This is a genomic window from Trabulsiella odontotermitis (assembly GCF_001188485.1).
GTDB classification, from domain to species: domain Bacteria; phylum Pseudomonadota; class Gammaproteobacteria; order Enterobacterales; family Enterobacteriaceae; genus Trabulsiella; species Trabulsiella odontotermitis_A.
In genome coordinates, this window is record NZ_JNGH01000099.1 from 25,349 (window position 1) to 43,940 (window position 18,592).

Sequence of the window (18,592 nt, forward strand, 5' to 3'; positions counted from 1 at the left end):
TGTAATTAGCGTTTATCTAACAGAGAAGTAATCACGTCGCCGCAGAACTGGATGATGAACACGATGATCAAAATGGTCACCGTTGCCACCAGCGTGACGTCGTTGTGGTTGCGCTGGAATCCTTCCAGATAAGCCAGATTTCCAAGACCACCCGCGCCAATGACGCCCGCCATGGCGCTGTAGCTCACTAAAGCAATCAGCGTCACGGTGATGCCGGACACCAGCGCGGGGGAAGACTCCGGTAACAGCACGCGGAAAATCAGCGTTGAGAGACGCGCGCCCATCGAGCGCGTGGCTTCAATCACGCCCTTATCCACTTCACGCAGGGCGATCTCGACAAGCCTTGCGTAGAATGGCGCAGCGCCGACAATCAACGCTGGCAGCGCGGCGTTGGCGCCAAGAATGGTGCCGACCAGCGCCTTGGTAAACGGGATCAGCAGCACGATCAGGATGATGAACGGAATGGAACGAAAGACGTTCACAATCACCGAAATCACGCTATAGACGGTACGATTGTGGAACAGACCGCCTTTCGCCGTCAGGAACAGCGCCAGCCCGAGCACGATGCCAAACACAAAGGTTGCCACGCCGGAAAGTGCGGTCATGTACAGCGTCTCCTGCGTCGCCGCCCACAGCTGTTCCCATTTCAGATGCGGAAAATATTGTTCACCCATGTTTGATCACCTCGCTCTCAATACCGCTCTGTTGCAGATCCGCAAGGATATTGCTGAGTTGATCCTGGGTTGCATTCACATGGACCCACAGCTGTCCGAAGACGCCGTGCGCCGTCTGATTCATTTTGCCGTGCAGAATGTTGAACGGCAGGCCGTAGCGTAGCGTCAGTTCGCCGACAATCGGCTTATGCGTACTGTGGCCGGTAAAGGTCAGTTTGATGACATGGCCGGTCAGGTCGCTGGCCAGCTCCTGGTTGAACGCCTCTTCTTCGGCGTACTGGCTCACCTGACGGACAAACTGGCGCGTGATCGGCTGCTGCGGATGAGTAAACACGCTTAACACGTCACCCTCTTCCACAATGCGCCCGTCTTCCATCACCGCCACGCGGTCACAGATTTTGCGCACCACGTGCATTTCATGAGTAATAAGGACGATGGTCAGCGAAAAGCGGCGGTTGATATCCAGCAGCAGATCGAGGATTTGATCGGTGGTCTGCGGGTCGAGCGCCGACGTGGCCTCGTCGCACAGCAGCACATCCGGACTGTTCGCCAGCGCACGGGCAATGCCCACACGCTGCTTTTGCCCGCCAGACAGTTGCGACGGATAGGCATTCTCACGCCCGGTCAGCCCCACCAGCTCAATCAGCTCGGCAACGCGGGTGCGGATTTCCGCTTTCGGCGTACCGGCGATTTGCATCGAAAAGGCGATGTTTTCGCTGACGGTGCGCGACCACAGCAGATTGAAGTGCTGGAACACCATGCTGATCTTAAGACGCGCCTGGCGCAACGCTTCGCCCTTCGCGGCAGAGATGTCGTGGCCGTTAACGGTCACGTTGCCCGACGTCGGTTTTTCCAGTCCGTTGAGCAGGCGGATCAGGGTGCTTTTCCCCGCCCCGCTGTAGCCGATGATGCCGTAAATCTGTCCCTGTTCGACCGACAAATTCACCTTATCGACGGCAGTAATTGGCGCGTTTCCGTGGTCAAAAATTTTGGAAATATTCCTGAGAACAATCATATGGCTGCTTATCCGCTGCTGCGTGTTATTGGTTTTACTGTGCTTTCCGCTAATGGCGGTTTAGCAGTATGGACGTCCAGACGATATAGCGAATGATGAAGAACTTTCAACAAACAAATCGGACTTTCTTATAACCAGAAGCAATAACAGTAGCCGGAATGCGGGGAATACCCCTTAGACGAAGTTCAGCAATGGAAAGCTGAAAACTGGCAAAGTCTGCCGCCGACAACGCGAAAAATGGCGAAAAAAAGCGCAAATCTCGTCTCATTCAGACGTCGATCCATCTGCACCACTACACGGCCTGCCTTCCACACCGCCGAAACAGCAGGTCATATTCCATTTCATGCTAAAGCGCCGAGAAAGGTTCTTTAGCAAGCCATTTTTGCAGTCCTACACTCTGCCCATCTTTCTTCACTCAGGGTGAAATGGCATGACGATTTATCATTCCGTGACCGACCTTATCGGTCATACGCCGGTGCTTCAGTTGCACAAACTGGACGCGGGCGTCTGCGATTTGTTCCTCAAGCTGGAAAACCAGAACCCCGGCGGGTCAATCAAAGACCGCGTCGCGCTGTCGATGATTCAGGAAGCGGAAAAGCAGGGGCTGCTGCAGCCTGGCGGAACCATCGTTGAAGCCACGGCGGGCAATACCGGGCTGGGGCTGGCGCTGATTGCCGCGCAAAAGGGCTACAGGCTGATCCTCGTGGTGCCGGACAAAATGAGCCGCGAGAAGATTTTCCATCTGCGCGCGCTGGGCGTTCAGGTGGTGCTGACCCGCTCCGACGTCGGCAAAGGGCACCCGGCGTACTATCAGGACTACGCGCAGCGGCTGTCGAAGGAGATCCCCGGCGCGTTTTATATTGACCAGTTCAATAACAACGCCAATCCGCTGGCGCACCGCACCACCACCGCGCCGGAACTGTACGAACAGCTCGACGGGCGCATTGATGCCATCGTCGTCGGCGTCGGCTCCGGCGGTACGCTGGGCGGTTTGCAGGCGTGGTTTGCCGGGCATTCCCCGCATACCGAATTCGTGCTGGCCGACCCGGCAGGCTCGATCCTGGCCGATCAGGTCGAAACCGGCCATTACGGCGAAGCGGGATCCTGGCTGGTCGAAGGGATCGGCGAAGATTTTGTGCCGCCGCTGGCGATGATCGACGGCGTGCAAAAAGCGCTGCGCATCAGCGATCGCGAGGCGTTCACTACTGCCCGCGAGCTACTGAAAGTCGAAGGTATTCTTGCCGGATCATCCACCGGCACNNGCTGCGCTATTGCCGCGCTCAGACCTCGCCGAAACGGGTGGTCACCTTTGCCTGTGACAGCGGCAACAAATACCTGTCGAAAATGTTTAACGACGACTGGATGCGCCAGCAGGGGCTGATCTCACGCCCGGAAAATGGCGACTTACGTGATTTTATCGCCCTGCGCCACGATGAAGGGGCGACGGTCACCGCCGCGCCGGACGACACGCTCTCCACCGTGCTGGCGCGCATGCGCCTGTACGACATCTCCCAGCTACCGGTGCTGGAAAACGATCGTCTGGTCGGCATCGTCGACGAATGGGATCTCATCAGCCATGTGCAGGGCGACAGTCAGCGCTTCAGCCTGCCGGTGCGTGAAGCGATGACCCGCAACGTCGAGCAACTCGACAAAAGCGCCCCCGAAAGCGCCCTGAAATCGATTTTCGATCGCGGCCTGGTGGCGGTGGTGATGGATAACGAGCGTTTTCTCGGCCTCATCACCCGCACCGACGTCTTAACCCACTGGCGTAACCGTTTAGAACAGTAAGGAAAAATAATGAAAACTCTCGATACGCTCAGCGTACACAGCGGTACCTTCAGCGACAGCCACGGCGCGGTGATGCCACCGATTTATGCGACCTCCACCTACGCGCAACCGGCGCCGGGTCAGCACACCGGTTATGAATATTCCCGCAGCGGTAACCCGACGCGCCATGCGCTGGAAACTGCCATTGCCGAACTGGAAGGCGGCACTCGCGGTTACGCCTTTGCCTCGGGGCTGGCGGGCATTTCAACGGTGCTGGAACTGCTGGATAAAGACAGCCACATCGTGGCGGTGGATGACGTTTACGGCGGTACCTATCGCCTGATTGAAAACGTGCGTCGTCGCAGTGCCGGGTTGCAGGTGAGCTGGGTAAAACCGGACGATCTGGCAGCGCTGGAAGCGGCGATCCGCCCGGACACGCGCATGATCTGGGTGGAAACGCCCACCAACCCGCTGCTGAAGCTGGCGGATCTGGAAGCGATCGCGGCGATCGCCCGCCGTCATCAGCTTATCAGCGTGGCCGACAACACCTTTGCCTCGCCGGTGATCCAGCGCCCGCTGGCGCAGGGGTTTGATATCGTGGTCCATTCCGCAACCAAATATCTCAACGGTCATTCTGACGTGGTGGCCGGGCTGGCGGTGGTCGGCGATAACCCGGAACTGGCAGAAAAACTGGGCTATCTGCAAAACGCGGTCGGCGGCGTGCTCGACCCGTTCAGCAGCTTCCTGACGCTGCGCGGCATTCGCACCCTGTCGCTGCGCATGGAGCGCCACAGCAGCAACGCGCTGGCGCTGGCGCAATGGCTGGGGCAGCAGCNNCGCGCCGTCAGATGTCGCAGCCGGGCGGCATGATCTCCATCGTGATTAAAGGCGATGAACAGCGGGCAACGGAGATCATCAAAAAACTGAAGCTATTTACCCTCGCGGAAAGCCTCGGCGGCGTCGAAAGCCTGGTCAGCCAGCCGTTCAGCATGACCCACGCCTCGATCCCACTCGAACAGCGGCTGGCAAACGGCATCACGCCGCAGCTCATCCGTCTTTCCGTCGGCATTGAAGGGCTGGACGATCTGAAAGCGGATCTGCAACAGGCGCTGTCGCAGGCGTAAACCACTGCCCCGTCGCAACGACCGTTTGCGGCGGGGGAAAATTCANTGACACCCGGTCACGAGTGTTAATCTGCCACCCATCCCGACGGTCAGGACGCTGAGCAAACGCCTCATGAGTAAACCCATTAAGCGGCTGGAGATCATCAAAAACGCCATTGAACTGGAAGATGATGACATTATCGCCAGCCAGTTACCGCACCTGAAAAACGAAACGGACGATCCCGTTATTGATGATATCGTGCTGGCGCTGGAGGAAAAGCGCTACGGCGAGGCTGTGGCGGCGATCATGGCCTGGCTGCAGAGTCAGCGGGCGATGGTGCACTGGCAGGATCCGCGCATCGCGGCCTGCAAGCNNTGGAAGAGCACCTGCGCGATCTTATCGACAAGCGCAACGCCCGCATTGCCCGGCTGGATGAGTTTAACGATCTCTACATGACGCGCCTCGGCCCGTTGATGACCGAAGTGCTGCGGCTGCGCAAAGTGCTGGCGGAAGCCTCGCTGCGCAAGCGCGAAGCGGAGATGAATCTGGACGATGACGATATCGTTGCGCGGCGGGCGCGCGATGAGGCGCGGGAGCAGTACGAAACCTATCGCGAACAGCAGCAAAAAGCGCAGAATCGTCGCGATCGTCAGGAAAACATGAGCGAATCCGATCGCCATGAGCTGAAACGGTTGTGGCGGGAGGNAGACGACGCCCTGAAAGCGGAGGCCAATGACATGATGGCGCAACTCAACCAGGCGCGGCAGCGCGGCGATCTGACCACCATCCGCAGCCTGCTCGCCCGTCTGCAGCACGGTCATCAGCCGATGCTCGCCAGCGACCGGCTCAACGATCTGTCGCTGTTGCAACGCAAAGTCGCGTCAATTCAACAGCAGATCGCCAGCCTGAACACTGAAATGCTGACGCTGGCGAAAGAGAAATCCTGGCTGCTGGTCTCCACGCTGACCAATCCCGAAGCCTATTTCCGCCAGCAGGAAAAAGCGCTGTCGAACACCATTGCCACGCTGCAGAAGCAGATCCTCGAATCCGGGTTTGACGAAGTGGCGTGATGAACGCCCTCTCCCCGCCGGGAGAGGGATTATTTNNCCTGATAGCGCAGCAGTTGCTGATCGATCTCGTCGGTTTCAAAACGGCTGACCAGCGATTTGGTCACCGTCCCTTCCCCGGTTATCCAGATAAAGTAATCCTCTGCCGGCACCTGCACCGCCGCCAGTTTTTCGGCCACGGCCTGCTCGCTGTGCCCGACCACCCAGTCGATATCAAAACCGTCGAGATAATCCTGATAGCCCGCCTCCGCGACGGTGACAATGGCTTTCACCTGCGGTGGCTGTGGCAGTTTTTGTAAGTCGAGCAAGCGGCGGCGCAGCGCGGGCATGCCGGATTCATCACAAACATACAACTGCCAGTGATAATCCTCTGGCACCACCAGCGAACCGCGCGGCCCGCCAATGGTCAGCGTGTCGCCGGGTATTGCCGTCATCGCCCAACGGCTGGCAATGCCGTCGTCGTGAATAAAGAAATCATAAGCCAGTTCGTGACGCGCAGCGTCGTACAGCGGCGTGTAGTCGCGGGTCGCCGGGCGCACACCGTCAGCCCAGACGATGCCCTCGTCGGTCACCACTGGCGGCGTAAACGTGCTGCCGGGTTCAGGGAAAAAGAGTTTGGTGTGATCGTCAAAACCGCGTGAGGAAAACCCCTCCAGCGCCTCGCCGCCGAGCACAATACGCTGAAAACAGCGGCTCACGCGCTCAACGCGCAGTACCGTCAGCTCGCGAAAACGCAGTTCATTGCGAACGCGCTGCGGGTTTTTTTTTGCTTTGGTTGTTGTGGTCATCGTCGCCTTCGTGAACATGAAACAGATATATCTAAAATGAGTCTAAATGATAATGATTGGCAACTACAAAGAATGCAAGCTGTTTTTTGATATAGCCAGAAATAAGCGCAATAAACGTTAAATACAGAAATAAATCATTAATTATCAATATATTGAAATTTTATTTATTTTCTCGCTTGCTGAAATAAAAATTTTAGATATAAATTAGATATATCAAAAACACCACGGAGAACGAGTATGCGACACCATCATGACGACGAACATGAACATCACGGTATGCGTGGCGGGCGCGGTGGCTGCGGTGGCGGTGGCCGACGCCAGCGCTTTTTCGGTCACGGCGAATTGCGGATGGTGATCCTCGATATCCTCAGCCGCAACGCCAGCCACGGTTATGAACTGATTAAAGCTATCGAAGCACTGACGCAGGGCCATTACAGCCCGAGCCCGGGCGTGATTTACCCAACCCTCGATCTGCTGCAGGATCAGGGACTGATCACCATTGACGTGGAAGACGGCGGGCGCAAACGCATCGCGATCACCGACGAAGGGACGCAGTGGCTGGCGGAAAATCATGAACATCTCGGCCATATTCAGATGCGAATGAACGCCAGAATGGTTGGTCACGAGCTACGCAAAGATCCGCAGATGAAACGGGCGCTGGAGAATTTCAAAGCCGTGCTGGATCTGAAAGTGAATCAGCAGGAACTCAGCGCCGCGCAGTTAAAACAGGTGATTGGCGTGATTGACCGCGCAGCGCTGGAGATCTCGCAGCTAGACTGACGCCTCAGCCGCCTCGCGAACGCGGAACACTTTCACCAGTTCACGCAGATGCAGCGCCTGTTCGTTCAGCGACGTCGCCGCCGCAACAGACTCCTCCACCAGGCAGGAGTTCTGTTGGGTGGTGGAGTCGATAAGCCCGATGGCGCTGTTGACCTGCGAAATCCCTTCCGTCTGTTCCCGGCTGGCCTCACCGATTTCGCGCAGAATGGCGTTCATCTCTTCGACGTTGCTCACCATGCCATGCATTAGCACTTCCGCTTTTTCCACCAGCGCCATCCCTTCCTGTGCCTGCTGAGTTGAGCTTTCTATCAGGCTGCGGATATCGCTCGCCGACGAGGCGCTTTTCTGCGCCAGCTGACGCACTTCACCTGCCACGACCGCAAACCCGCGCCCGTGTTCCCCGGCACGCGCCGCTTCGACCGCCGCGTTCAGCGCCAGAATGTTGGTCTGGAAAGCAATGGAATCAATCAGGTTGATGATGTCGGACATGCGGCTGGAGGTTTCGTTAATCGCCCGCATTTTGCCGGTCACGTTTTTCATCATCTCGCCGTTGTTATTGACCACCGTCGCCGCGTTGGCGGAGAGGTCGGCGGCTTCTGCCGTATGCCCGGCGGTGTTTTTCACCGTGGCGGTGATCTGCTCCATAGACGCAGCGGTCTCTTCTACCGAGCTTGCCTGCTCTTCGGTGCGCGCGGCCAGATCCTGGTTGCCGGCCACAATCTGCGCCGCCGCGCTGGAGATGCTTTCCGCGCTGTGCTGTACATCCTGAACGATGGTCAGTAGCCGCGTTTTCATCTCCATCAGCGCCTGTAGCATTACGCCTGTTTCGTCTTTATGGCTGGCGGTAATGTTGCGGGTCAGATCGCCATCGGCAATCGAACGGGCAAACGACACCGCCTCGTCCAGCGGACGGGTGATCGCGCGGACGATATACAGGCCAAAGAAGCTGCCGACCACAATGCTGAAAATCGCCAGCGCCAGCAGTAGCGCGCGGTTGGTTTTGAAGTTGCTCGCCACCTGAGCGCCCGACGCCCGCATCTGCGCATCTTCAAGGTCGATAAGCTCCATCACTTTCTGCTTATACGCCTGCTGAATACCCAGCGTGGTGGTCATCATTTCCTGAAGTGCCGCCTGGCGATTGCCGTTTTGTATCTCCTGCAAAATGCGAAAGCGAGATTCCAGGAACTGCTGACGCACCGCGCGGATGCTGGCGAGGATCCGCTGTGAACTGGCGTCCTGTCGCCCTTTGGTCAACTCATCCAGCAGGCGGGTAACGTTTGCGCTGTAGGCGTTCAGATCCTTCTGTTTGTCCTGCGTCCAGCGGCCTTCTTCATCCAGCAGGATCAGCTGTTGCGTATTGACGAAGTCGTTGAAGTTGTCGATCAGCAGGTTTGCTTTGACGGTGGTGGGATAATCGCTGGTGATGATAGTTTGCATTCCATTATTTGCCCGGTTCAGGCTCAACAGCGAAAGCGTTGAACTGGCGATCAGCAGAACAATAAAGAAGCCGAAGGCCAGAAATAATTTTGTGCTGATTTTCACGTTATGTAAGAACATATTTTCTCCGTGGACAGGTTTATATATCCGACGAAGAACGCTATCGGCATAAAATCATCTAACTTTATGAATTTGATCGGTTTTTCATTAAAAGCACGTTTTGCAAATAGCCAGCAACTATCAATATTCAAGGATCGATCGTTATCCAACCGTATTTCATTGAAAATTGAATATAAGCTAAACAAAACCGTCATAAAGCGATAAATAAATCCGCACAACGATTCGGTTAAATTTAATATTAAATTAACAAACTGATTTCAGAATGATTACAAACAAAAACGCCGCTTAACGGAAACCGATAAGCGGCGTGAATGCGGATTGTGGCGATCAGTGCAGCACGGTAACCGCATCCTGCAAACGGCTGGCGCGGTGCTTCACCATCGCCGACACCTCTGCGCTCTCTTCAACCAGCCCGGCGTTTTTCTGGGTGATGGCATCAAGCTCCGCCACGGCGCGGGTCAGATCGTTCAGCCCTGCCGCCTGTTCGGAGGTCGACAGGCTGATCTGCCCTATCAGTTCGGTGACGTTCTGCACCTGCTCGACGATGTCGTCCATCGTACGCCCGGCGGCGTGTACCTGCTGAGTGCCAGACTGCACTTTGCTGGCGCTGGCGTCGATCAGCTTGCGAATATCGTTGGCCGCCGTGGCGCTGCGGCTCGCCAGATGGCGTACTTCACCGGCTACCACCGCAAAGCCTTTCCCCTGTTCGCCCGCGCGTGCCGCTTCAACTGCGGCATTCAGCGCCAGAATATTGGTCTGGAAGGCGATGTCATTAATCAGTTTGGTGATCGAGCCGATGCGCTGGGTGCTGTCGGCAATCTCATCCATGGTTTTCACTACCGTCTGCATCGCCTGACCNCGCCGTTTCGGAATTGCTTTGCACCGACGCCGCCATCTGGCTCATGGTGGCGACCGTCTGCTGCACGTTAACCACCGTCTGGCGCGTGCGGGTATTGAGATCGTCATTGCCTTTCGCCAGGGTATCGCTGCCGTGATGAACGCTGGCGACCTGGCTTGACACGTCATGAATCAGCCAGCGACACATCAGCCCCAGTTGACCGACCGCGCGCAGCGTCAGCCCAAGCTCGTCGCTACGGTTCAGGTGCTCGACGCTGTTGCGCTCACCGGTGGCAACATTCAGCGCCTGACGGGCGACGTTCTCCACCGGACGGACGATGTGCCACTCCAGAAACAGGTTCCCGACGAGCATCGTCAGCATCCCGACCAGCAGCGTGGACCAGTGGGCGTGGGTCAACAGCAGCGCGGCGGTCATCATCACAAACAGCGCGGCCATCAGGCTGCGCACCCGCCAGCGCAGCGGCATGGCAGGCAGTTTTCCCCACCAGCGTTTATTCACCACCAGCCCTTTATGGATACGCTTATTACTGCGCCCGGCATTAAGCGCTGCGTACAGCGGCTCGACGGCGGCGATCTCCTGATCGGTGGCTTTGGTACGAATCGACATATAGCCGGTGGTTTTGCCGTTACGCACCATCGGCACCGCGTTGGCGCGCACCCAGTAATGGTCGCCGTTCTTACAGCGGTTTTTGACGATCCCCGACCACGGTTCCCCCTGCTGGAGGGTGTACCACATATCGGCAAACGCCGCTTTTGGCATGTCCGGGTGGCGAACCTTATTGTGCGGCTGCCCCGTCAGTTCCTCCAGACGGTACCCGCTGACGTGAACAAAAGTGTCATTGGCGTGGGTGATGTAACTTTGCAGGTCGGTGGTGGACATGAGGGTGGTGTCATCATCCAGCGGCGTATTCCGCTGGCTGACGTAAGGCTGGGAAGACATGAGCGCATCCTTTGCAGGTTAGGTGACAATAAAACTTTGTGTAAATGTTATTTCGGCGCTAAAAATTTTAACTTTAGTTGTTAAATTTGATGTAGATCGCAATTTGCTTTTAAACCGTAAACATGGTGTGCATTCCATCTTATTGATTCTGAATAATTTCATTCAGAAACAACTTCACCGGCCGAATTTTATTCGCCCTGTTTTAGTTCAAATTTTGCACTAAATTGATGCAATAGCATGAAAAATAGCGTATTTCCCTCTCGCCCCGTTTCAGCCGTAAACACCAGCAATATGTTAATGAAATGATAAAATATTGTATCCCAACGTTTCTCCCTGGTGTTTATCCCGATTTTTGCCGCCCTCCCTGGAATGGCGTAATCCCTGCAATACTTAAATCGGTATCATGTGATACGCCATCCTCTGGAGCACATTTTGAACAGATTACCTTCCAGCGCATCGGCTCTGGCCTGTACTGCGCACGCATTGAATCTCATTGAAAAGCGAACGCTTGATCATGAGGAAATGAAAGCCCTTAACCGAGAGGTGATTGAAAACTTCAAAGAGCATGTGAATCCGGGGTTTTTAGAGTACCGAAAATCTGTTACTGCCGGCGGGGATTACGGAGCCGTAGAGTGGCAAGCGGGGAGTCTTAATACGCTTGTCGACACCCAGGGTCAGGAATTTATTGACTGCCTGGGAGGTTTTGGAATTTTCAACGTGGGGCACCGTAATCCAGTAGTGGTCTCCGCCGTACAGAATCAACTCGCAAAACAACCGCTTCATAGTCAGGAACTCCTCGATCCGCTACGGGCGATGCTGGCCAAAACGCTGGCCACGCTGACGCCGGGTAAACTGAAGTACAGCTTCTTCTGCAACAGCGGCACGGAATCGGTGGAGGCGGCAATCAAGCTCGCCAAAGCCTACCAGTCACCGCGCGGTAAGTTTACCTTTGTGGCAACCAGTGGCGCGTTCCACGGGAAATCGCTCGGCGCGCTCTCCGCGACGGCGAAATCCACCTTCCGTAAGCCGTTTATGCCGCTGCTGCCGGGCTTCCGTCATATCCCGTTTGGCGATATTTCGGCGATGCGCTCGGTGCTCAGCGAGTGTAAAAAAACCGGCGACGACGTGGCGGCGGTCATTCTGGAGCCAATCCAGGGTGAAGGGGGCGTGATCCTGCCGCCGCAGGGCTATCTGCCGGCGGTTCGCAAGCTGTGCGACGAGTTCGGCGCGCTGCTGATTCTGGACGAAGTGCAAACCGGGATGGGTCGCACCGGCAAAATGTTTGCCTGCGAGCATGAGAACGTGCAGCCGGACATTCTCTGCCTGGCGAAAGCGCTGGGCGGCGGCGTGATGCCAATTGGCGCCACGGTTGCCACCGAAGAGGTGTTCTCGGTGCTGTTCGACAACCCGTTCCTGCACACCACCACCTTTGGCGGTAACCCGCTGGCCTGTGCCGCGGCGCTGGCGACCATCAACGTGCTGCTGGAGCAAAACCTGCCTGCGCAGGCGGAGCAGAAAGGCGACATGCTGCTGGACGGCTTCCGTTGCCTGGTACGCGAGTACCCGGATCTGGTGCAGGAGGCGCGTGGCAAAGGAATGTTAATGGCGATTGAGTTTGTCGATAACGAAACGGGCTACACCTTTGCGAGCGAGATGTTCCGCCAGCGGGTGCTGGTCGCCGGGACGCTCAACAACTCGAAAACCATCCGTGTGGAACCCCCGCTGACGCTGACCATCGAGCAGTGTGAGCAGGTGCTGAAAGCGGCGCGTAAAGCGCTGGCCGCCATGCGTGTGGCGGTGGAGCAAGAGTAAGGACACTCACAACACTGAACGCTAACGGGTGGTTGCTGCGGCGCCACCCGTTTTTTTTCGCGTCCGATCACACTCTGACGCCTCGCCTGAAAAGTACCCGCCGTTGACCCAAAAGTCTCTTCACGAACCCCGGTTCAGACGCTTCAATTAAACAACAAAAACAAAACATAAAATTAACAATTACTCCGATACATCGTGAAGAGGTCTCTATGAAACCTGAAGCATTCCGCGCTGACGCAAAGCGTCCGTTAAACGGCGAAGAGTATCTGAAGAGCCTGCAGGACGGGCGTGAAATCTATATTTACGGCGAACGCGTGAAAGACGTGACGACGCACCCGGCGTTCCGCAACGCCGCCGCCTCGGTGGCGCAACTGTACGATGCGCTGCACACGCCGTCGCTTCAGGACACCCTGTGCTGGAACACCGATACCGGCAGCGGCGGCTACACGCATAAATTTTTCCGCGTGGCGAAAAGTGCCGACGACCTGCGCCAGCAGCGCGACGCCATCGCCGAATGGTCACGCCTGAGTTACGGCTGGATGGGCCGCACGCCGGATTACAAAGCCGCGTTCGGCTGCGCGCTCGGTGCTAATCCGGCCTTCTACGGCCAGTTCGAACAGAACGCCCGTCACTGGTACAGCCGCATTCAGGAAACCGGCCTGTATTTCAACCACGCCATCGTCAACCCGCCGATCGACCGCCATAAGCCTGCCGATGAAGTGAAAGACGTGTACGTCAAGCTGGAGAAAGAGACCGACGCCGGGATCGTCGTCAGCGGCGCGAAAGTGGTGGCGACCAACTCGGCGCTGACCCACTACAACATGATCGGTTTCGGCTCCGCGCAGGTGATGGGCGAAGATCCCGATTTCGCGCTGATGTTCGTTGCGCCAATGGACGCCGATGGTGTGAAGCTGATCTCCCGCGCCTCCTATGAAATGGTAGCGGGTGCCACCGGATCGCCATTTGACTACCCGCTCTCCAGCCGCTTCGACGAAAACGATGCGATCCTGGTGATGGATAACGTGTTGATCCCGTGGGAAAACGTGCTGATCTACCGCGATTTTGATCGCTGCCGTCGCTGGACGATGGAAGGCGGCTTTGCCCGCATGTATCCGCTGCAGGCCTGCGTGCGCCTGGCGGTCAAACTCGATTTCATCACCGCCCTGCTGAAGAAATCCCTCGAATGCACCGGCACCCTGGAGTTCCGTGGCGTGCAGGCGGATCTCGGCGAAGTGGTGGCGTGGCGCAACATGTTCTGGGCGCTGAGCGACTCGATGTGCGCCGAAGCGACGCCGTGGGTGAACGGCGCGTGGCTGCCGGATCACGCCGCGCTGCAGACCTACCGCGTGATGGCGCCGATGGCCTACGCGAAAATCAAAAACATCATTGAACGTAACGTCACCAGCGGCCTGATCTACCTGCCGTCCAGCGCCCGTGATCTGAACAATCCGCAGATCGATCAGTATCTGGCGAAATACGTGCGCGGCTCGAATGGCATGGATCACGTAGAACGCATCAAGATCCTCAAGCTGATGTGGGACGCTATCGGCAGCGAATTTGGCGGCCGTCATGAACTGTACGAAATCAACTATTCCGGTAGCCAGGACGAAATTCGCCTGCAGTGTCTGCGTCAGGCGCAGAGCTCCGGCAACATGGACAAAATGATGGCGATGGTTGACCGCTGCCTGTCAGAGTACGACCAGAACGGCTGGACGGTGCCACACCTGCATAACAACACCGATATCAACATGCTGGATAAGCTGCTCAAGTAGCGGCGGGAGGTAGAGATGCACCAGGATGAACAACGACTGCGTTTTCGTGATGCGATGGCCAGCCTGTCGGCGGCGGTGAATATCGTCACCACCGAGGGCGACGCCGGCTGCTGCGGGATCACTGCCACGGCGGTTTGTTCGGTGACCGACACGCCGCCGTCGCTGATGGTGTGCATTAACGCCAACAGCGCCATGAACCCGGTCTTTCAGGGTAACGGCAAACTGTGCGTCAATGTGCTGAACCACGAGCAGGAGCTGATGGCGCGCCATTTCGCCGGCATGACCGGCATGGCGATGGAGGAGCGCTTTAAGCTCGCCTGCTGGCAGAAAGGGGTGCTGGCGCAGCCGGTGCTGAAAGGCGCGCTGGCCAGTCTCGAAGGAGAAATCAGCCAGGTGCAGACCATCGGCACCCATCTGGTTTATCTGGTGGAGATTAAAAACATCATTTTACGCGGGGAAGAAGGTCATGGCCTGATCTACTTCAAACGCCGCTTCCACCCGGTGATGCTGGCGCTGGAAGCCGCCGTCTGACCACAAACGTGCCCGGCGCGTTGCCGGGCACGCCCTCATCATTCCAGATTCGCTTTATTCAGCCCATACGCCGCATCCATCGAGCCCGGTACCGCGCGGGAGGTGATTTGCAGGCGGTTCCAGGTGTTAATCACCGCAATCACAAAATTCAGCTCGGCGATCTCGGTTTCAGAGAAATGCTCCGCCAGGCTGCGATACAGCGCGTCGCTCACCCCATGCTCATTGATACGCGTCAGCGCTTCGGCGAAGGCGAGCGCGGCTTTTTCACGCGCGCTGAACAGCGGCGATTCGCGCCATGCCGACAGGTGATAAATACGCAGTTCACGCTCGCCGTCGATTTTCGCCTCTTTGGTGTGCATGTCGAGGCAGAACGTACAGCCGTTCAGTTGTGAAACGCGAATGTCGATCAGGTGCTTCAGGGTCGGCGCGATGGAGGTATTACCCGTCGCCATGCTCAGTTCTGACAGCGATTTAACCAGCGCGGGGGTGACTTTGAAATGGTTTACACGAGTGCTCATACACTTTCCTCATTTTGTGCGGCAGATGAAATTTGATGAGGTCAATGTACGCTGCTAATGACATAGTAAAAAGGTACAAAAAGCGTAAAAAGAGGTAGGACATGAAGCCGGGGTTTCAGGAAATTTATCATCGCTACCGCGACAACATCTCCCGTGGTGTGCTGAAGCCCGGCGATAAAGTCCCGGCCATTCGCGTGCTGGCGGAAGATCTCAAGGTGGCGCGCAAAACCGTGGAAACCGCGTATGCGATTCTCATTGGCGAAGGGTATCTGGTGAGCCAGGGTGCACGCGGCACGCGGGTTAATCCCGATTTAAAAATTTCCCCGGCACCGTCCTCGCCCACGGAACAGACCGCCAGGCATTTGCAGGAATCTCCCGCCAGCCTGCGTCGCCGCTCCGGTTTTTTGCGCCCCGGCCTTCCCGCGCTGGACAGTTTTCCCTATAAAAAATGGCTGCTGCTGTCAGGCCAGGCCGTGCGGGCGATGCGTCAGGAAGAGATGCTTAAACCGCCGGNCTACATCGGCAGTCTGCGGCTGATCCTCGACACCCTCGCCAGCGCCAACGACAAAGTCGTGTTTGAAGATCCGGGTTATTTTATGGGTCAGCAACTGCTGAAACGCACGATTCCGCGTCTCTATACCGCGCCGGTGGACAGGCAGGGCATCGACACCGACTACCTGCTGCGCCACCACCACGACGCCCGTTTCGCCATCGTGACGCCGTCGCACCAGAGCCCGCTGGCGGTTACGCTGTCATTGCCACGCAAGCAGCAATTGCTCGACTGGGCGGCGCAACACGCGGCATGGATTGTTGAAGATGATTACGATGGCGAGTTTCACTACACCCGCAAGGTGCTGCCGTCGCTGAAAAGTCTCGACCAGCATGACCGGGTGATTTTTATCGGCTCCTTCAGCAAAACCATCATGCCGTCGGTGCGCATCGGCTACGTGGTGATGCCCACCNNCACTATTCCGGCGTTTATTCACAATGCAGAAATCCTCACCAGTGGCCAGCCGGTGCTAATGCAAAAAATCCTCACCGCGTTCCTTAACGAAGGCCACTTTTTCCGCCATCTGAAAAAGATGCGCGCGCTGTACCAGACGCGGCGCGAGTGGATGATCGCCGCCTTACAGGCGGTGTACGGCGATCTGTTTTATACCGAGCAAAACGACGGCGGTATGAATATTGTGGCGTTCCTGGCGACAGGTACTTGCGACCGGGACATCGCTGAGTGCTGGCAGCAGTATCAGTTGCACGTTAATACGCTTTCCGACTGGTACAGCGGCACCAGCAAGCGCTACGGGCTGATCATCGGCTACACCAATATTCGCTCTTATGACGAAGCCTGCGCCAGGTTGCAACAGCCGAAAGCGCAGACGCTGGCGTTGCTGCAGGCGGAGCCGACCCGCTGAATCGCGCGTTGTGATTTACTCCAGCAGAATGGGCGACATAATATTTCGCCGGGATAAAAACGTTCGCGAGGGGGAAAGTACTTCAGGCGGTTACGACCCTCGTTTCATTATTCGTCAGAAAATGCCTGAGCATGCGGTCATGCTCAGGCGTGCCCTCAGTTGATATCATGACGTGAAATTCCGATATCTTTTAGCTGCGCTTCGCTTAGCCTGTCCAGCGCGCGGCGGGTTTTATGGATCCGCCACCATTTCGCGATCGCTTTGCCAATCAACGAAAGCCCTAAGAAGGGCGCTCTGGGCCGGTTTTCGTAAAATTCCATGATGCACCTCTCGTTTCTGTGAGTGAGGGCCTTATCTTCATGGAATGAGAGCGTACGATACAGATTCAGAATCCACTTTTCTTTAACATACAGATGGTATAAAACAGCATCTGACCTGCTTTTTTTTGCTCTGTCTGTACTGGTTTTCCCATCTGTATGGTTAAAAAAAGGATACAGCATGACGCGCTACCAACATCTGGCGAATCTGCTCGCCGAACGCATTGAACAGGGGCTGTACCGCCACGGGGAAAAACTGCCCTCGGTGCGGGCGCTGAGCCAGGAGCACGGCGTCAGCATCAGTACCGTACAGCAGGCCTATCAGAAGCTGGAAGATCTCCAGCTCATTACGCCACAACCGCGATCCGGCTATTTCATCGCCCCGCGCAAAGCGCAGCCGCCGGTACCTGCCATGTCGCGCCCGGTACAGCGCCCGGTGGACGTGACCCAGTGGGAGCAGGTGCTCACTCTGCTCGACGTGCGTGGCGATAAGACCATGGCCGCGTTTGGCGGTGGTTCGCCGGACGTGTCGCAGCCGAGCCTGAAACCGCTGTGGCGCGAGATGAGCCGCATCGTGCAGCACAACACCGACGACATTCTGAATTACGACGAGCTGGCGGGTCGTCGCGACATGCGCGAACAGATCGCCCGTCTGATGCTCGATGGCGGTACAGTAACCACCGCCGATGACATTATCATTACCCAGGGCTGTCATGCGGCGCTGTCCATTGCGCTGTTTTCCGTCTGCAAACCCGGCGATATCGTCGCCGTGGAATCGCCCTCCTATTACGGCACTATGCAGCTGCTGCGCGGCTTTAACATCAAAGCCATTGAAATTCCCACCGATTCGCAAACCGGGATCAGCATTGAAGCCCTGGAACTGGCGCTGGAGCAGTGGCCGATCAAAGGGGTGATCCTGGTGCCTAACTGCAACAATCCACTGGGTTTTATCATGCCCGACGAGCGCAAACGCGCGATCCTCGCCCTCGCCCAGCGTCATGATCTTGCCATTTTCGAGGACGATATTTACGGCGAGCTGGCGAACGACTACCCGCGCCCGCGCACCATTAAATCCTGGGACATCGACGGCCGCGTGCTGCTGTGCAGCTCGTTTACCAAAACCATCGCGCCGGGGCTGCGCGTGGGCTGGATTGCACCGGGCCGCTACCGCGACCGGGTGCTGCACATGAAATACGCCACCAGCGGCACCACCGTGCCGACCACGCAAATGGCGGTGGCGGCGTTTATTCGCGAAGGTCACTNTCACTATCACCGCCACGTGCGGCGGATGCGCCAGATCTACCAGCAAAACATGGAAACCTATACCTGCTGGGTACGGCAATATTTCCCCTGCGGCATCTGCGTGACGCGTCCGCAGGGCGGATTTTTGCTGTGGATCGAGCTGCCGGAGCACGTCGATATGGTCTGTGTCGGCCAGCAGCTTGCGCGATTGAAAATTCAGATCGCCCCCGGCTCACTGTTCTCCGCTTCCGGAAAATACCGCAACTGTCTGCGGCTGAACTGCGCCCTGCCGCCAACGGAACCGCATCAGCGAGTGGTGGCGCAACTCGGGGAAGCCATCCGCGTCGCCATCGAATGGAATAACGCGAGATAAGGATATCGTCTCACAACTCCACCACGGGTCGCTTTCACCGGCGGCCATTTGGTGTATGTTCTGAA

Annotated in this window: 12 protein-coding genes and 4 pseudogenes; 9 read left to right on the forward strand and 7 right to left on the reverse strand. The window is 57.0% G+C overall.

Features of this window, described 5'->3' with window-relative positions:
* Window positions 1-5 precede the first annotated feature (5 nt).
* Both GM30_RS14380 and GM30_RS14385 read right to left on the reverse strand, forming a co-directional pair.
* On the reverse strand, window positions 6-674 hold the full coding sequence (locus GM30_RS14380) for a methionine ABC transporter permease (RefSeq protein ID WP_049849167.1): 669 nt from the start codon (window positions 672-674) through the stop codon (window positions 6-8).
* Complete coding sequence (locus GM30_RS14385) at window positions 667-1,689, reverse strand: methionine ABC transporter ATP-binding protein (protein ID WP_049849168.1); 1,023 nt, start codon at window positions 1,687-1,689, stop codon at window positions 667-669. Before GM30_RS14385 ends, GM30_RS14380 begins: the two co-directional genes overlap by 8 nt.
* A gap of 430 nt (window positions 1,690-2,119) precedes the next feature.
* Here GM30_RS14385 and GM30_RS14390 point away from each other — a divergent pair.
* From GM30_RS14390 to GM30_RS14405, 3 pseudogenes are all read left to right on the forward strand, one after another.
* Window positions 2,120-3,477 (forward strand): annotated as a pseudogene (locus GM30_RS14390) (pyridoxal-phosphate dependent enzyme).
* Window positions 3,478-3,486: 9 nt separating this feature from the next.
* Window positions 3,487-4,580, forward strand: a pseudogene (locus GM30_RS14395) (trans-sulfuration enzyme family protein).
* 112 nt (window positions 4,581-4,692) lie between these two features.
* A pseudogene (locus tag GM30_RS14405) lies at window positions 4,693-5,630 on the forward strand (DNA repair protein).
* A 29-nt stretch (window positions 5,631-5,659) separates the two neighbouring features.
* On the opposite strand, the gene GM30_RS14410 reads toward GM30_RS14405, so the two are convergent.
* Complete coding sequence (locus tag GM30_RS14410) at window positions 5,660-6,415, reverse strand: siderophore-interacting protein (RefSeq protein ID WP_049849171.1); 756 nt, start codon at window positions 6,413-6,415, stop codon at window positions 5,660-5,662.
* Window positions 6,416-6,652: 237 nt separating this feature from the next.
* On the opposite strand from GM30_RS14410, the gene GM30_RS14415 reads away from it, so the two are divergent.
* Window positions 6,653-7,195 carry a PadR family transcriptional regulator gene (locus GM30_RS14415; RefSeq protein ID WP_049849172.1) on the forward strand — a complete coding sequence of 181 codons (543 nt, stop codon included), beginning with the start codon at window positions 6,653-6,655 and terminating at the stop codon, window positions 7,193-7,195.
* On the opposite strand, the gene GM30_RS14420 is transcribed toward GM30_RS14415, so the two are convergent.
* The gene (locus GM30_RS14420) at window positions 7,187-8,752 is read right to left on the reverse strand and encodes a methyl-accepting chemotaxis protein (protein ID WP_049849173.1); all 1,566 of its coding nucleotides are present in this window, start codon (window positions 8,750-8,752) and stop codon (window positions 7,187-7,189) included. The two genes, GM30_RS14415 and GM30_RS14420, sit on opposite strands and share 9 nt — an antisense overlap.
* A gap of 327 nt (window positions 8,753-9,079) precedes the next feature.
* Window positions 9,080-10,550 (reverse strand): annotated as a pseudogene (locus tag GM30_RS14425) (methyl-accepting chemotaxis protein).
* A gap of 432 nt (window positions 10,551-10,982) precedes the next feature.
* Between GM30_RS14425 and ygjG the strand changes: the two are divergent.
* The 3 genes from ygjG (at window position 10,983) to GM30_RS14440 (ending at window position 14,665) form a co-directional block, all read left to right on the forward strand.
* Window positions 10,983-12,362, forward strand: coding sequence for a putrescine aminotransferase (ygjG, locus tag GM30_RS14430; RefSeq protein WP_192901474.1), 1,380 nt, complete (start codon window positions 10,983-10,985; stop codon window positions 12,360-12,362).
* A gap of 209 nt (window positions 12,363-12,571) precedes the next feature.
* Entirely contained in the window at window positions 12,572-14,134 is a 1,563-nt protein-coding gene (gene hpaB / locus GM30_RS14435) for a 4-hydroxyphenylacetate 3-monooxygenase, oxygenase component (protein WP_049849175.1), read from the forward strand.
* A gap of 15 nt (window positions 14,135-14,149) precedes the next feature.
* Entirely contained in the window at window positions 14,150-14,665 is a 516-nt protein-coding gene (locus GM30_RS14440) for a 4-hydroxyphenylacetate 3-monooxygenase reductase subunit (RefSeq protein ID WP_049849176.1), read from the forward strand.
* 38 nt (window positions 14,666-14,703) lie between these two features.
* Here GM30_RS14440 and GM30_RS14445 read toward each other — a convergent pair whose 3' ends face one another.
* A complete protein-coding gene (locus tag GM30_RS14445; protein WP_049849177.1) occupies window positions 14,704-15,183 on the reverse strand; it encodes a carboxymuconolactone decarboxylase family protein in 480 nt (159 codons plus the stop codon).
* 101 nt (window positions 15,184-15,284) lie between these two features.
* Here GM30_RS14445 and GM30_RS14450 point away from each other — a divergent pair, with 101 nt between their 5' ends.
* Window positions 15,285-16,595, forward strand: a complete 1,311-nt coding sequence (locus GM30_RS14450; RefSeq protein WP_049849178.1) for an aminotransferase-like domain-containing protein — start codon at window positions 15,285-15,287, stop codon at window positions 16,593-16,595.
* Window positions 16,596-16,750: 155 nt separating this feature from the next.
* On the opposite strand, the gene GM30_RS24510 is transcribed toward GM30_RS14450, so the two are convergent.
* Entirely contained in the window at window positions 16,751-16,915 is a 165-nt protein-coding gene (locus GM30_RS24510) for a DUF1127 domain-containing protein (RefSeq protein ID WP_072092036.1), read from the reverse strand.
* A gap of 178 nt (window positions 16,916-17,093) precedes the next feature.
* Here GM30_RS24510 and GM30_RS14460 point away from each other — a divergent pair, with 178 nt between their 5' ends.
* Entirely contained in the window at window positions 17,094-18,527 is a 1,434-nt protein-coding gene (locus GM30_RS14460) for an aminotransferase-like domain-containing protein (RefSeq protein ID WP_049849180.1), read from the forward strand.
* The last annotated feature ends 65 nt before the right edge of the window (window positions 18,528-18,592 follow it).

What these genes read in the sequence shown, in the direction of transcription:
- GM30_RS14415 (WP_049849172.1), top strand. Translation starts at nt 6,653, where the DNA reads ATGCGACACCATCATGACGACGAACATGAACATCACGGTATGCGTGGC.
- GM30_RS14380 (WP_049849167.1), bottom strand. Translation starts at nt 674, where the DNA reads ATGGGTGAACAATATTTTCCGCATCTGAAATGGGAACAGCTGTGGGCG.
- GM30_RS14420 (WP_049849173.1), bottom strand. Translation starts at nt 8,752, where the DNA reads ATGTTCTTACATAACGTGAAAATCAGCACAAAATTATTTCTGGCCTTC.
- GM30_RS14440 (WP_049849176.1), top strand. Translation starts at nt 14,150, where the DNA reads ATGCACCAGGATGAACAACGACTGCGTTTTCGTGATGCGATGGCCAGC.
- GM30_RS24510 (WP_072092036.1), bottom strand. Translation starts at nt 16,915, where the DNA reads ATGGAATTTTACGAAAACCGGCCCAGAGCGCCCTTCTTAGGGCTTTCG.
- GM30_RS14445 (WP_049849177.1), bottom strand. Translation starts at nt 15,183, where the DNA reads ATGAGCACTCGTGTAAACCATTTCAAAGTCACCCCCGCGCTGGTTAAA.
- hpaB (WP_049849175.1), top strand. Translation starts at nt 12,572, where the DNA reads ATGAAACCTGAAGCATTCCGCGCTGACGCAAAGCGTCCGTTAAACGGC.
- GM30_RS14385 (WP_049849168.1), bottom strand. Translation starts at nt 1,689, where the DNA reads ATGATTGTTCTCAGGAATATTTCCAAAATTTTTGACCACGGAAACGCG.